The 13,561-nt window shown below is 64.8% G+C and carries 12 protein-coding genes; 9 read left to right on the plus strand and 3 right to left on the minus strand.

Annotation, left to right across the window (positions count from 1 at the left end):
- The first annotated feature begins 102 nt into the window (after positions 1–102).
- A complete protein-coding gene (locus FNV92_RS16900) occupies positions 103–2,196 on the plus strand; it encodes a methyl-accepting chemotaxis protein (RefSeq protein WP_143845609.1) in 2,094 nt (697 codons plus the stop codon).
- Positions 2,197–2,344: 148 nt separating this feature from the next.
- Complete coding sequence (gene glsA, locus FNV92_RS16905; protein ID WP_143845608.1) at positions 2,345–4,219, plus strand: glutaminase A; 1,875 nt, start codon at positions 2,345–2,347, stop codon at positions 4,217–4,219.
- Here glsA and FNV92_RS16910 read toward each other — a convergent pair.
- Positions 4,216–5,013, minus strand: coding sequence for a substrate-binding domain-containing protein (locus FNV92_RS16910; protein ID WP_143845607.1), 798 nt, complete (start codon positions 5,011–5,013; stop codon positions 4,216–4,218). The genes glsA and FNV92_RS16910 overlap by 4 nt on opposite strands.
- A 15-nt stretch (positions 5,014–5,028) precedes the next feature.
- Positions 5,029–5,505, minus strand: coding sequence for a preQ(1) synthase (gene queF, locus FNV92_RS16915; RefSeq protein WP_143845606.1), 477 nt, complete (start codon positions 5,503–5,505; stop codon positions 5,029–5,031).
- Positions 5,506–5,630: 125 nt separating this feature from the next.
- Here queF and eno point away from each other — a divergent pair, with 125 nt between their 5' ends.
- Both eno and FNV92_RS16925 read left to right on the plus strand, forming a co-directional pair.
- Complete coding sequence (eno, locus tag FNV92_RS16920; RefSeq protein ID WP_015685870.1) at positions 5,631–6,914, plus strand: phosphopyruvate hydratase; 1,284 nt, start codon at positions 5,631–5,633, stop codon at positions 6,912–6,914.
- 34 nt (positions 6,915–6,948) lie between these two features.
- Positions 6,949–8,088: a zinc-binding dehydrogenase gene (locus FNV92_RS16925; protein ID WP_143845605.1), complete on the plus strand. Its 1,140-nt coding sequence runs from the start codon at positions 6,949–6,951 to the stop codon at positions 8,086–8,088.
- Positions 8,089–8,116: 28 nt separating this feature from the next.
- Here FNV92_RS16925 and FNV92_RS16930 read toward each other — a convergent pair whose 3' ends face one another.
- Entirely contained in the window at positions 8,117–8,854 is a 738-nt protein-coding gene (locus tag FNV92_RS16930) for an SDR family oxidoreductase (protein ID WP_143845604.1), read from the minus strand.
- A gap of 100 nt (positions 8,855–8,954) precedes the next feature.
- On the opposite strand from FNV92_RS16930, the gene FNV92_RS16935 reads away from it, so the two are divergent.
- From FNV92_RS16935 to pdhA, 5 genes are all read left to right on the plus strand, one after another.
- Positions 8,955–9,935: an AraC family transcriptional regulator gene (locus tag FNV92_RS16935; protein ID WP_143846293.1), complete on the plus strand. Its 981-nt coding sequence runs from the start codon at positions 8,955–8,957 to the stop codon at positions 9,933–9,935.
- 118 nt (positions 9,936–10,053) lie between these two features.
- On the plus strand, positions 10,054–11,052 hold the full coding sequence (locus tag FNV92_RS16940) for an MBL fold metallo-hydrolase (protein WP_143845603.1): 999 nt from the start codon (positions 10,054–10,056) through the stop codon (positions 11,050–11,052).
- Between the two features lie 183 nt (positions 11,053–11,235).
- On the plus strand, positions 11,236–11,787 hold the full coding sequence (locus FNV92_RS16945) for an NADPH-dependent FMN reductase (RefSeq protein WP_015685875.1): 552 nt from the start codon (positions 11,236–11,238) through the stop codon (positions 11,785–11,787).
- A gap of 102 nt (positions 11,788–11,889) precedes the next feature.
- A complete protein-coding gene (locus FNV92_RS16950) occupies positions 11,890–12,207 on the plus strand; it encodes an FtsB family cell division protein (RefSeq protein WP_015685876.1) in 318 nt (105 codons plus the stop codon).
- 313 nt (positions 12,208–12,520) lie between these two features.
- Complete coding sequence (gene pdhA, locus FNV92_RS16955; protein ID WP_015685877.1) at positions 12,521–13,543, plus strand: pyruvate dehydrogenase (acetyl-transferring) E1 component subunit alpha; 1,023 nt, start codon at positions 12,521–12,523, stop codon at positions 13,541–13,543.
- Positions 13,544–13,561: the final 18 nt, after the last annotated feature.

Raw genomic sequence — 13,561 nt, forward strand, 5'->3', positions numbered from 1 at the left:
AAAATCGGTAACTTGATCCCATCGACATTAAGTCAAATCTCACCGTTCGCTCCGTAGATTGCCGGGAATCGCTAACCGGCGGCAACATCTGTGGATCAGTCGATGCAAAAGCAGCGTTCGGTCGCCCGTATCCTCGGGGCGGTGGTTGGGTCTCTCGGTCTCGTCCTCATCGTCATCTGCGCCTACGCGCTGAAGCTGGCGGTCACGCGCTATTCGGACAGCAACCGCATCGTGTCGCTCGCTGTCGCCAGCCGCGACCTGACCAGCACGCTGGTGATCTTTCGCCTGGAGCGCGGCGACACGCTGAGCTATCTGGCGGCGGCCGCACCCGCGCCCGACAGCGTCATGAGCAGCCTCGCCGGGCAGCGCGCCACGGTGCAGAAGAATTACGCGCAGGCCTTGCAGAGCCTCGCCTCCGTCGAAGCACCGGGGCTTGCCGACAAGCTCGACAAGCTCCGCAGCATCTGGGCCCAGCTCGAGGAGCTGCGGCCGCGCGCGATCATCGCTCTGAAGCAGGACAAGGGAGCGCGTGAAGCCAGCCTGACGCCGAGCTGGGCGAAGATCAGCGACGCCTACATGGATGCGATCGGCGACGTCACCGCCCATGTCGACAACGCGATGACGCTGATCGATCCCGTGGTCGATCGCCTCCTGATCGCCAAGCAGGCGTCCTGGCAGGCCCGCGCCAATGCCGGCCAGAGCATCCTGGTCCAGTTCTCCTCCATCCTCGCCAACAAGACCTGGACCGCGGCCGATGGCGTTCTGTTCGCCGATCTGCGCGGCCGCATCCAGCAGTCCTGGCTGGTGGTGCGCGACCTCGGCCCGGACGTCGCCTCGCCCGAACTGCTGCAGGCGATCCGCAACGCCGAGCCGGAAATCTCCGGCGCGCTGAGTGACGAGCGCAACGCGATTGCGACCAAGCTGCTCGCCGGTGAGCCCGCCGGCGTCGCCGGCATCGACTACCGCGATCGCCAGCTGGTCGGCGCCAACAATGTCGTCATCGTCACGCAGACCGCGCTCGCCAACATGATCTCGCGGGCCGAGGAGGGCGCCTCGCGCGCCCGCTTCAGCCTGATCCTGTTCGGCCTGCTGGTGCCGGCTTCGCTCGCGCTGACCGTCGGCGGACTGATGCTGATGCGCAACCGCGTTACCCGGCCGCTGACCGCGATCACCGGCGTGATGACCCGCTTCGCCGCGCATGATTTCGCCGGCGAGGTGCCGGGTCTCGACCGCAACGACGAGATCGGCCGCATGGCCGCGGCCCTTCAGGTGTTCAAGGAGGCCATGATCAACGCCGAACGCCTCTCCAGCGACCAGGCCGCCGAGCGCGCCGACAAGGAGAAGCGCGCGTCCGAATTGTCCGGCCTCGTGCGGCAGTTCGAGGGCCGGATCGGCCAGATGGTGCAGGCGCTGTCGAGCGCCACGAGCGAGCTGGAGACGACGGCGCGCTCGATGTCGGGCACCGCAGCCGAAGCCCAGACCCAGGCCGGCTCGGCCTCGACGCTTGCCGACCAGGTCGGCGGCGGCGTGCAGACCGTCGCGGCTGCGGCGGAGGAGCTCAACGCCTCGATCCGCGAGATCAACCGCCAGGTCGAGCAGGCGACGCGCGCCACCGAGCAGGCGGTCGTCACCGTCAAGGAGACCGACAGCACGATGCGCGCGCTCGCAGACGGTGCCGGTCGCATCGGCGAGGTCATCGGCCTCATCACCTCGATCGCCGGTCAGACCAACCTGCTGGCGCTGAACGCAACCATCGAAGCGGCGCGCGCCGGCGAATCCGGAAGGGGCTTTGCGGTCGTGGCGAGCGAGGTGAAGAACCTCGCCTCGCAGACGGCGAAAGCCACCGAGGAGATCAGCGCCCAGATCACGGAAATCCAGGGCGCGACACAGAAGGCCGTCTCGGCGATCGACGGCATCGTCAAGACCATCGAGGAAGTCTCCAGCATCAACCGCGTCATCGCCGCCGCCATCGAGGAGCAGAACAAGGCGACCGCCGAGATCGCAACCACCGTGCAGCACACGGCGGAGGCGACCTCGACCGTGACGCGCAACATCGCGACGGTGTCGTCGGCCGCGAACGAGACCGGCCGCGCCGCATCCGGCGTGCTGAAGGCCGCCGCGAACCTGTCGGGCCAGTCGACCTCGCTGACCTCCGAGGTCGACGGATTCATCAGCAAGGTGCGCGCGGTGGCGTAACGCGCGGCCAACGTGGCCAATCCGACCGGCCGTCGCAGCCCCCGGGCTGCGGCGGCCGTCTTCTTTTCGTGGCACCTTGCCGCGGTACCCAGCGGTATACATGGCACAAGGATTGCTTTGATTTTGGGCAAACCGAGGGTGCGAGATCGTGGACGCCCAGACCAGCCGTTCGCCCAGCGCAGCCAGCGGGCTGCGATCCACCGGATATCCGACCAAGCCGCCGCTGCGGCGCTTCCTGACCGATTGCTATGAGGAATTTCGCGCCGACAATTCCGGCGAGCTGGCCGATTACATCCCCGAGCTGAAGCGCGCCAACCCCGACCATTTCGGCATCGCGCTCGTCACCATCGACGGCCATGTCTACGAGGTCGGCGACAGCGCGGTGCCGTTCACGATCCAGTCGGTCTCGAAGGCCTTCGTCTTCGCACTGGCGCTGGAGATGGTGGGCGAGGACCGGGTGGCGGCCACCATCGGCGTCGAGCCGAGCGGCGAGGCCTTCAATTCGATCCGGCTCACCAACGACAACCGTCCCTTCAACCCCATGGTCAACGCCGGCGCGATCGCCTGCTCGGGCCTGATCTACGCGGTGGACGGGAAGGGCGCCTTCGAGCGCGTCCGCGCCAAGCTCAGCCAGTTTGCCGGCCGCGAGCTCGGGGTCGACGAGGCCGTTCATGCCTCGGAGACCGCGACCGGCAACCGCAACCGCGCCATCGCCTGGCTGCTGCGGAACTACGCGGTGCTGCCTGACGACGTCGATGCCGTGCTCGACGTCTATTTCCGCCAATGCGCGATCCTGGTCACCGCGCGCGACCTTGCGGTGATGGCGGCCACGCTCGCCAATCGCGGCATCAATCCGGTGACGGGCGTGCAGGTGATCACGCCGCACGTCGTCGCGCGCACGCTGTCGGTGATGACGAGCTCGGGCATGTACGACTATGCCGGCGAGTGGACCTACCGGGTCGGCATTCCCGCCAAGAGCGGCGTCGGCGGCGGTATCGTCGCGGCGCTGCCCTCGCAGCTCGGGCTTGGCACCTTCTCACCGCTGCTCGACAACCATTTCAATAGCGCGCGCGGCCTGAAGGTCTGCGAGGCGCTGTCGGCCCGGTTCGATCTGCATATGCTGAACCGGAATGCCGACGTCCGCTCCAGCATCATGGCGGACTACGACATCTACGGCATCTCCTCGCGCCGCAGCCGCCAGCCGCGCGAGCAGCAGATCCTCGACGAGCGCCACAGCGACATCCGCGTGCTCGAGCTGGTCGGCGCGATGAACTTCGGCACCATCGACTACGTCACGCGAAGGCTCGCCAGCGAGCCGCCGAATGCGCCGCTCCTGATCATCGATTTCCGCCGTGTCCCTGATATCACCGCGGCGGGCGCGGAGCTGCTGGGCGAAACTCTGACCGCGCTCGGCAATGCCGGTGTCACCACGATCCTGTCGGGCTTCGAGGAGACCTCGGCGGTGTGGGCGGCGATCTCGGCGCGGACGGCCGATCCGCGCCGGCTGCGGCGCTTCGCGCTGCTCGACGATGCCATCGAATGGGCCGAGGACCAGGTGATCTACCGCTTCGGCGGCTTCACCGACGTCAAGGAGAGTGCGCATCTCGGCGAGCAGGCGCTGCTGGCCGAGTTCGACACGGACGAGATCGCTGCCATCGTCGGTCTGTCGACCACCCGCCGTTATGCCGCGGGCCAGCGCATCATCGCCGCCGGCGAGCCCGCCAATTCGCTGTTCTTCCTCCAGAGCGGCATGGTCAGCGTGAAGCTGCGGAGCGGCGTGCGGCTGGCGTCGCTCGGCCCCGGCATGGCGTTCGGCGAGATGGCGATCCTCGAGCAAAGCCGCAGCGCCGACGTCCTTGCCGATACGCCTGTGGCCTGCCTCGAACTGCCGCTCGACAGCTTTGCCGACTACCGCCGGGTGCACCCCGAGACGTCGCTGAAGATCATGCGCAATCTTGCGGCCATCCTGGCGCGGCGGCTCGTGCTGGCCAATGCCAAGGTCGATCTGCTGAGCGCGTATTAATTCGCCCCACCAACCGGGATCGGCTCCATGCCACTCGCGATGATCGCTTCGCGGGCGGCGGGAGAGGCGAGGAATTTGATCAAAGCGCGGCCGGCCTCTGGCTCTTTCGAAACGGTTGCGATCCCCGCTGAGAAGATCGTGATCTGCTGCAACTCGCTTGGCAGCGGGCCCACGATATCGATGCCCTTCACGGGCTTGAGCTCGCTGATCTGCTGGAACCCGAGTTCGGCCTCGCCGTGGGCGACGATCTCGCCGACCGGTGTTGCAGGAATCTTGCGTGCCTTGTCCTTCATGACATCGGCAATGCCGAGCTTTCCAAACATCTCGGTCGAGACATAGACGCCACTCGCGCTGTCGGAATAGGCAATCGTCTTCGCCGCCAGCAGCGCGCGCTTGACCGCTTCCACCGAGCTGATGTCCGGTTTCGGCGCGCCCGATTTCACGGCGACGCCGATCGGCGATTTGGTGAGGTCGACCTGGCTGCCGGCAACGACCTTGCCCTTGTTCGCGAGGTCCGTGAGTGCGTACCCCACCATGATCAGGACGTCGGCCGGCTCGCCGCGCTCGAGCCTCACCGGGATGGCATTCGTGGTCGTCCCCATCGACGGCCCGTATTCCGTCAGCACCTTGTTGCCGGTGGCCTTCTCGAATTCCGGCACAAGCGCCTTGTAGGCAGCCGTCAATCCGCCCGAAATCATCACGCGGACCTCGGCAGCGTCACACGCGCCGGTGAACCAAAGGACGCTTAGAAAGCCGAGGGCGAGGTTACGGAAAGTTGCTGGTGTCGATTTCATTGTCGTTGGTCTCCGTTAACCCCGCCCGCGATACGGCGCGACGCCTTGCTCGGGCACCCACAGCCCCTTCGGCACCCGGCCGGTCTGCCAGAACACATCGATCGGGATGCCGCCGCGCGGGTACCAGTAGCCGCCGATGCGCAGCCATTTCGGCTTGATCTCGGAGGCGATGCGCTTGCCGATCATCACGGTGCAATCCTCGTGGAAGGCGCCGTGATTGCGGAAGCTCGCGATGTAGAGCTTCAGCGACTTTGACTCCAGCAGCCACGGGCCGGGCGCGTAGTCGATCATCAGATGCGCGAAATCCGGCTGGCCCGTCACCGGGCAGAGCGAGGTGAACTCCGGCACCGTGAAACGGACCAGATAATCGGTGCCGCCTTGCGGATTTGGCACGCGGTCGAGCCTGGCCTTCTCGGGTGTCTGCGGCCATTCCACGGCGCGGCCGAGCTGCAGAGCAGGGGAGTTGTTCGATTTACTGGGTTTTTTCGACATCAGGCCGCCTCCGTGCCGCCCTCTTAGCCAATCATGCGAGGGCCGTCACCCGGCCTTTTCCGCCTCGATGCATTGCGCTAGAAGCACCGCCAACTGCCCCCTTTGTTCCCCGAAAAGAGGCCCTCATGACCGCCATCATCGACATCATCGGACGCGAAATCCTGGATAGCCGCGGCAATCCCACCGTCGAGGTCGATGTCGTGCTGGAAGATGGCGCGCTCGGCCGGGCCGCCGTGCCCTCCGGCGCCTCCACCGGCGCCCACGAAGCCGTGGAACTGCGCGATGGCGACAAGGCCCGCTATCTCGGCAAGGGCGTCCTGAAGGCGGTCGGCGCCGTCAACGGCGAGATCTTCGAGGCCCTGAGCGGCCTCGATGTCGAGCAGCAGGCCCAGATCGACCAGATCATGATCGACCTCGACGGCACGGCGAACAAGAGCCGGCTCGGCGCCAACGCCATCCTGGGCGTGTCGCTCGCCTGCGCCAAGGCGGCCGCGAACTCGCTCGACATGCCGCTCTACCGTTACGTCGGCGGCACCTCGGCGCGCCTGCTGCCGGTGCCGATGATGAACATCATCAACGGCGGCGTGCATGCCGACAACCCGATCGACTTCCAAGAGTTCATGATCCTCCCCGTCGGGGCCTCATCCTTCGCCGAAGGCCTGCGCTACGGCGCGGAGGTTTTCCACACCCTGAAGTCCGAGCTGAAGAAGGCCGGCCACAACACCAATGTCGGCGACGAGGGCGGCTTTGCCCCGAACCTGCCGTCGGCTGACGCAGCGCTCGAATTCGTCATGAACGCGATCGGCAAGGCCGGCTACAAGGCGGGCACCGACATCGTGATCGGGCTCGACTGCGCCTCGACCGAGTTCTTCAAGGACGGCAAGTACGTCTATGAAGGCGAGGGCAAGACCCGCTCGATCTCCGAGCAGGCCAAGTACCTCGCCGACCTCGTCGGTCGCTATCCGATCGTCACCATCGAGGACGGCATGTCGGAAGACGACATGGACGGCTGGAAGGAGCTTACCGACCTCATCGGCAAGAAGTGCCAGCTGGTCGGCGACGATCTCTTCGTCACCAACGTCAAGCGCCTCGCCGAGGGCATCAAGGCTGGCCGCGCCAATTCGATCCTGATCAAGGTCAACCAGATCGGCACGCTGACCGAGACGCTCGCCGCCGTCGAGATGGCGCACAAGGCCGGCTACACCTCGGTGATGTCGCACCGCTCCGGCGAGACCGAGGATTCCACCATCGCCGACCTCGCGGTTGCCACCAATTGCGGGCAGATCAAGACGGGCTCCCTTGCGCGTTCCGATCGCACCGCCAAATACAACCAGCTCCTCCGCATCGAGCAACAGCTCGGCAAGCAGGCGCTCTACGGCGGCAAGGCGGCACTGAAGGCGCTGGCATAAGCCGGCGTCTGGACGGGAACAGGGGAGGATCGACATGAGCGACGGCAAGACCGGCCTGCAACTGCGTTCGCTGATCAAGAAGAGCGGAGAGCTCGAGATCTCGCTTCTCGACGTGCCGACCCCCGAACCCGGCCCGGACGAGGTCGTCGTCCGCGTCGAGGCGGCCCCGATCAACCCGTCCGACCTCGGGCTCCTGATCGGTGCAGCCGACATGAGCACGGCGAAGGCATCCGGCACCAAGGACGCTCCCGTCATCACCGCGAAGGTGCCGGAGGGCGCGATGCGTGCGATGGCCGGCCGGCTCGACGAGTCCATGCCGGTCGGCAACGAAGGCGCGGGCGTCGTGATCAAGACCGGTTCGTCCGATGCCGCCAAGGCGCTGATGGGCAAGACCGTCGCGATGATCGGCGGCGCGATGTATGCGCAGTATCGCACCCTGAAAGTGCGCGAGTGCCTGCCGCTGCCTGAAGGCACCACCCCGGCGGAAGGCGCGTCCTGCTTCGTCAACCCGCTGACCGCGCTCGGCATGACCGAGACGATGCGGCGCGAGGGCCACAAGGCGCTGGTGCACACCGCCGCCGCCTCCAATCTCGGCCAGATGCTGAACAAGATCTGCATCAAGGACGGCATCCCGCTGGTCAACATCGTGCGCAGCAAGGAGCAGGCCGACATCCTGCACAAGATCGGCGCCAAATACGTCGTCGATTCCACCGCGCCGAGCTTCCTCGCCGATCTCACCAATGCGCTGGTCGAGACCGGCGCCACCATCGCCTTCGACGCCATCGGCGGCGGCAAGCTCGCCGGCGACATCCTCAACTGCATGGAAATCGCGATCAACAAGACCGCGAAGGAATACAGCCGCTACGGCTCCAACGTGCACAAGCAGGTCTACGTCTATGGCGGGCTCGATGTTCGCCCGATCGAGCTGCCGCGCGGCTTCGGCATGGCCTGGGGCGTCGGCGGCTGGCTGCTGTTTCCGTTCCTGATGAAGATCGGTCCGGCGGACGGCGCCAGGCTGCGCCAGCGTGTGGTCGACGAATTGAAGACCACCTTCGCCAGCCACTACACCAAGGTGGTGTCGCTTCAGGAAGCCCTCGATCCCGCCAATATCGCGGTCTACGCCAAACGGGCCACCGGCGAAAAATTCCTCATCAACCCGAATAAGTCGTCGTGATGTAACGGCGTCCGGGGCCTGATCGAGTTCAGGCCTGGGCGGTGGGGCGGATAACGATCTCGCCGACATCGACATTATCCGGCTGCGCTATCGCGAAGGCCATCGCTTCCGCGATGGCGCTTGCCGGAATGGCCATCGCCTTCATGCTTGCTTGCCCTTGCTCCCGTAACGCGGAATCCGTCATGGAGGATGGCAGTTCGGTGTCGACATAACCGGGCGAGATCGTGGTGACCCGAAGGGACGGGCCGGCCTCCTGACGAAGCCCTTCGGAAATCGCCCTCACGGCGTTCTTCGACCCCGCGTAGACGGCCATTGTCGGAACGATCTTGATGCCGGCGGTCGACAGGGTGTTGACGAAATGGCCGTAGCCCTGACGACGGAAGACCGGCAACGCCGCGGCGATTCCGTAGAGCACGCCTTTCACGTTCACGTCGATCATGTCGCCCCAGTCGTCGATCCTCAGATCGTCCAGACGTGAAATCGGGGCAATCCCCGCATTGTTGATCATAACATCCAACTTCCCGTGTCGGTCTGTCGCGAGTTCGACGAGCCTGGCGACATCCTCTCGTCGCCGGACGTCCGTGGCGAGATACGACGCCTTTCCGCCCTTTGACGCGATGCTCGCGGCCAGCATTTCCAGCCTGTCGGAGCGGCGTGCGCCGAGGATCACGATGGCGCCACGTTCTGCCAGATGCCGGGCGGCGGCGCCGCCAATTCCGCTGCTGGCGCCCGTGATGGCGATGACCTTGCCCGCGATGCCTGTCATAGGGTGTTCCATCCATTTCGTTGCGGGATGAAGTTCGCATCGGAAGCGAGCATGATCTATGCTCGAAATGCCCGAAAATCGTCGAGATCGGATCAAGCCCTTGGACAACCTCTCGGATAAGACCTTGGGCAAGACTGCGGGCGACACCTCGGACCCGCTGTCTCAGGTCTTCTCACTCCTGGACGTTCGCGCTGCGCGTTGCACCAGGTTCGAGGCGGGCGGGAATTGGTCGTATCGATTTCCGGCAAAACCCGCCCTGAAGTTCGGCGCTGTCATCCGAGGTGATTGCTGGATCGATTTTGGCAACGAAGCCCATCATCGGCTTGCCACCGGCGACTGTTTTCTTCTCGCCAATGCCCCCGCCTATGTTCTTGCCAACGACGAACGCCTCGCTCCCGAAGACGGTATGGCGGCGTTCGATTGGACGCAGTCAGATGTCGCGCGTCACGCGGGCAGCGATACGGTTCTGCTCGCCGGCAGCTTCGGTTTCGAAGCGTCAGACGCCGAACTGCTGCTCGATGCGTTGCCTCGCTTTCTGCTCATACCATCGCGCAGTCCGTCGGCGTCGGTCATTCATTCCACGCTTCAGATTCTCGACCTTGAAATCAGGGGGACTGGAATCGGAGCGGCGATCCTTACCGACAGGCTTGCCGACGTCCTGCTCGTCCAGGTGCTGCGCGCGGCGCTGGACCAGAGTGCCGGCGAGGGTTTTGGATGGATCAATGCGCTGGTCGATGCCAGGATCGGCAAGGCAATCAGGCTGATGCATGAAAACGCTGCTCACCGCTGGACCCTGGATGCATTGGCTGGCGCGGTCGCCATGTCGAGATCCGCGTTTTCGAAGCGGTTCAAGTCGCTGGTGGGGCTGGCGCCGCTCGACTACCTTCTTCGATGGCGAATGCGGCTTGCACGCGATCAGCTACGGCGTGGAGCGACCGTTTCGGCAGCCGCCGCGCAACTGGGATACGCGTCGGAGAGCGCCTTCGGACATGCCTTCAAACGAGTCTATGGCCATGCACCGAAGCGATACTGGCGTGGACAGGCCACGGGCGAAAAATTCCCCAACGCACCAAATAAATAATCGTGACATTCGACGGCACGTCACCCAAAGGAGGTCTTGCCTTCTGAGCGAAGCGGGGGATTATTCCGCCGCCATTTGAAAGCGGGAAAGCCGCAGGCGCTCAGAAGGGGACATCTGCATGACCGATCTCAATCGCCGCCATTTGCTCGCAGGCGCTGCTGCCGTCGGTGCGGCCGCCGTGACCGGCCTCCGGCCGACCGCCTCCAGTGCCGCAGTGCCGCAAGCCGGGACGCAGGCGCCGGGCTTCTACCGCTACAAGGTCGGCGCCTACGAGTGCACCTCGATCAATGATGGCGCACGCACCTTCCCGATGCCGGACAAGTTCGTCGTCAACGTGCCGAAGGACGAGGCGCTCGCCGCCGGCGAGGCGGGCTACATGCCGAAGGGCATGGTCACGGTGCCGTTCAATCCGCAGCTCATCAACACCGGCTCCAAGCTCGTGCTGATCGATGCCGGCAACGGCGTCGCCAATCTCGAGCCGAGCAAGGGCGCGGTCGGCCGCACCCTGCAGAACCTCGCCGCCGCCGGGGTCGACCCGAAGAGCATTGACGTCGTGCTGCTGTCGCATCTGCATCCCGACCATACCAACGGCATTCGTCTCGCCGACGGCGCGCTCGCGTTCCCGAACGCGGAGATCATGGTGCCGGCCAAGGACTGGGAGTTCTGGATCAGCGAGGACAACGCCGCCAAGGCTGAGTCCAACGGCATGATGAAGAACTACTTTGGCAACGTGAAGAAGACTTTTGCCGGCCTCGAGTCCAAGGTGACGAAGTTCGAGTGGGGCAAGGAAGTGGCGCCCGGCATCACCTCGATCGGCACGCCCGGCCATACCCCGGGTCACACCTCCTTCGCGGTCGCCTCGGGCGATGCCAAGGTGCTGATCCAGTCCGACGTCACCAACATTCCGGAATTCTTCCTGCGTAATCCGGACTGGCACGTGATGTTCGACAACGACGCCGCGCTGGCGCAGGAGACGCGTCACAAGTTCTACGACATGGCGGCGGCCGAGAAGGCGACGGTGATCGGCTTTCATTTCACCTTCCCCTCGGTCGGCCATGTCGAGAAAGATGGTGCCAAGTACCGCCTGATCCCGTCGGCGTGGAACCCGACGATCTGACCGCGGTTGCAGATTTGCGCGAAAGATCGGGCCGCCGCTTGGCGGCCTGATTGTTTTGGATGAGCATCCGCTTTCGCGAAACTCAGCGTTTCCAAACCGGACCGGTTCATGCACTTGCATCGATTGGCCCGGACCGCTTAAGTGCCGGCCCGGCACTCCCGCTCAAGCCCTCAAGGACAATCCATGGCCTACAACATCGTCACGATCGCCGGCAGCCTGCGCAAGGACAGCTTCTCGCTGAAGATCGCCAATGCGCTCGCCAAGCTCGCGCCTGACACGCTCAAGCTCGAGGTCATCACGCCCGCGGGGATCTCGTTCTTCAACCAGGACCTCGAGGGCGCGCCGCCGGCCGACTGGCTCGCTTTCCGCGAAAAACTCCAGAAGTCGGACGGCGTCCTGTTCATCACGCCCGAGTATAACCGCGCGATCCCGGGCGTGCTGAAGAACGCCATCGACGTCGCCTCGCGCCCGTATGGCAAGAGCTCGTTCAACGGCAAGCCGGTCGGCATCATCTCCAACTCGCCGGGCCCGCTCGGCGGCGTCAGCGCCGCCAAGACGCTGCAGAACATCCTGCCGGGGATCGCCGGCCCGATCATGCAGCAGCCGGAAATCTATCTGAATGCGGTCGGCGACGCCTTCGATGCCGACGGCAATCTGGTCAAGGACTCGCTGAAGGGCGTGCTCCAGGCCTATATCGACGCCTTCGCGGCGCACGTGGCCAAGCACCACGGCTGAGGACCTTGATCGTCATGCCCGGGGCAAGCCCGGGCATGACGATCGACGCAGCGGGCAGGGGAAATTAGCGCGCTCTTAACCAACCTGCCGCATCTTGCCGGGATGGTCTCCCGCGCCCGCCTGAAATCGATCCTGACCGGCCTTGCCCTCTATGCGATGGCGGCCGCGATCGTCGGGTATTTCGGCGTCAACGCCTATACCGGCAAATACGGTCTCAACGCGCGCCAGGAGCTCGATCAGGAGATCATCGCGCTGACCAGCGAGCTGGCGCAGCTCAAGCGTGAGCGCGCCAGGAGCGAGCAGCGCGTCTCGCTGCTGCGTACCGCAAAGATCGACCCCGACATGCTGGACGAGCGGGCGCGGTTCCAGCTCGATTATGTCAATCCGCACGATCTCGTCCGGATGATCCCGGCGAAGTGATGCGCCGTCGATGAAGGCTGCTGCCGCGAGCACAGCGACCTGCCACTGATTCCATCGATCCGTCACGACAGAGACATGCGCAAGGCGCGTTGCCGTCGTGCTGTTGACGCCGGCGTGCGCGCGCTGGGGCATTCCACACACCTCGGCGTGAGCGAGCGGAGCTAATGTTGCCCGATCAGAGCCAAACATTGTGCAATATTTCGACCACGTTGCAGTGCGGCATAACGAAACTTGCGCCGCGTCGCCGCGGTGCTTTCGCGCGCGTTTGAACTGGGTTAGAGAGGTCGAAAGTTTTCTCTGACCCGGAATTCCCATGGCCGCACCCAAGAAAGCCGCCGCAAGCACTCCACAGGACAAGACCAACGGCGGTTCGCCTCCGGAATTCACCAGGGAGCAGGAGCTCAAGGCGCTCCGCGACATGCTCCTGATCCGGCGGTTCGAGGAAAAAGCCGGCCAGCTCTACGGCATGGGCGCGATCGGCGGCTTCTGCCATCTTTATATCGGCCAGGAAGCCGTGGTGGTCGGCATGCAGATGGCCCTGAAGCCGGGCGATCAGGTCATCACCGGCTATCGTGATCACGGCCACATGCTGGCCACCGGAATGGAAGCCAACGGCGTGATGGCCGAGCTCACCGGCCGCCGCGGCGGCTATTCCAAGGGCAAGGGCGGCTCCATGCACATGTTCAGCAAGGAGAAGCACTTCTACGGCGGTCACGGCATCGTCGGCGCCCAGGTGTCGCTCGGCACGGGTCTCGCCTTCGCCAACAATTATCGCGATAACGACAATGTCAGCGTTACCTATTTCGGCGATGGCGCGGCCAACCAGGGCCAGGTCTATGAGAGCTTCAACATGGCGGAGCTCTGGAAGCTGCCGGTGATCTATGTCATCGAGAACAACCGCTACGCCATGGGCACCGCGGTCTCGCGCGCCTCGGCACAGCAGGATTTCTCCAAGCGTGGTGCCTCCTTCAACATCCCCGGCCGGCAGGTCGACGGCATGGACGTCCGCGCAGTGAAGGCCGCCGGCGACGAAGCCGCGGCCTGGTGCCGCGCCGGCAACGGGCCGATGATCCTGGAAATGCAGACCTACCGCTATCGCGGCCACTCGATGTCGGACCCTGCAAAATACCGCACGCGCGAGGAGGTCGAGAAGGTTCGCCACGACCAGGATCCGATCGAGCAGGTGCGCAATCGCCTGCTGGAAGCCAAGGTCAGCGAGGCCGATCTCAAGGCGATCGACGCCGAGGTGCGCGACATCGTCAACGCGTCTGCCGACTTTGCCCAGCATGATCCCGAGCCGGATGCCGCCGAGCTCTGGACCGACATTTACCGCTGAACGCGCGCAAGCTTTCTC

The organism is Bradyrhizobium cosmicum (assembly GCF_007290395.2).
Taxonomy (GTDB): Bacteria; Pseudomonadota; Alphaproteobacteria; order Rhizobiales; family Xanthobacteraceae; genus Bradyrhizobium; species Bradyrhizobium cosmicum.

Bases quoted from the DNA above. Each gene is read 5' to 3' on its own strand.
- FNV92_RS16940 (WP_143845603.1), top strand. From the start codon at position 10,054: ATGACCGATCTCAATCGCCGCCATTTGCTCGCAGGCGCTGCTGCCGTC.
- eno (WP_015685870.1), top strand. From the start codon at position 5,631: ATGACCGCCATCATCGACATCATCGGACGCGAAATCCTGGATAGCCGC.
- FNV92_RS16910 (WP_143845607.1), bottom strand. From the start codon at position 5,013: ATGAAATCGACACCAGCAACTTTCCGTAACCTCGCCCTCGGCTTTCTA.
- queF (WP_143845606.1), bottom strand. From the start codon at position 5,505: ATGTCGAAAAAACCCAGTAAATCGAACAACTCCCCTGCTCTGCAGCTC.
- FNV92_RS16900 (WP_143845609.1), top strand. From the start codon at position 103: ATGCAAAAGCAGCGTTCGGTCGCCCGTATCCTCGGGGCGGTGGTTGGG.
- FNV92_RS16930 (WP_143845604.1), bottom strand. From the start codon at position 8,854: ATGACAGGCATCGCGGGCAAGGTCATCGCCATCACGGGCGCCAGCAGC.
- pdhA (WP_015685877.1), top strand. From the start codon at position 12,521: ATGGCCGCACCCAAGAAAGCCGCCGCAAGCACTCCACAGGACAAGACC.
- FNV92_RS16945 (WP_015685875.1), top strand. From the start codon at position 11,236: ATGGCCTACAACATCGTCACGATCGCCGGCAGCCTGCGCAAGGACAGC.
- FNV92_RS16925 (WP_143845605.1), top strand. From the start codon at position 6,949: ATGAGCGACGGCAAGACCGGCCTGCAACTGCGTTCGCTGATCAAGAAG.
- FNV92_RS16950 (WP_015685876.1), top strand. From the start codon at position 11,890: ATGGTCTCCCGCGCCCGCCTGAAATCGATCCTGACCGGCCTTGCCCTC.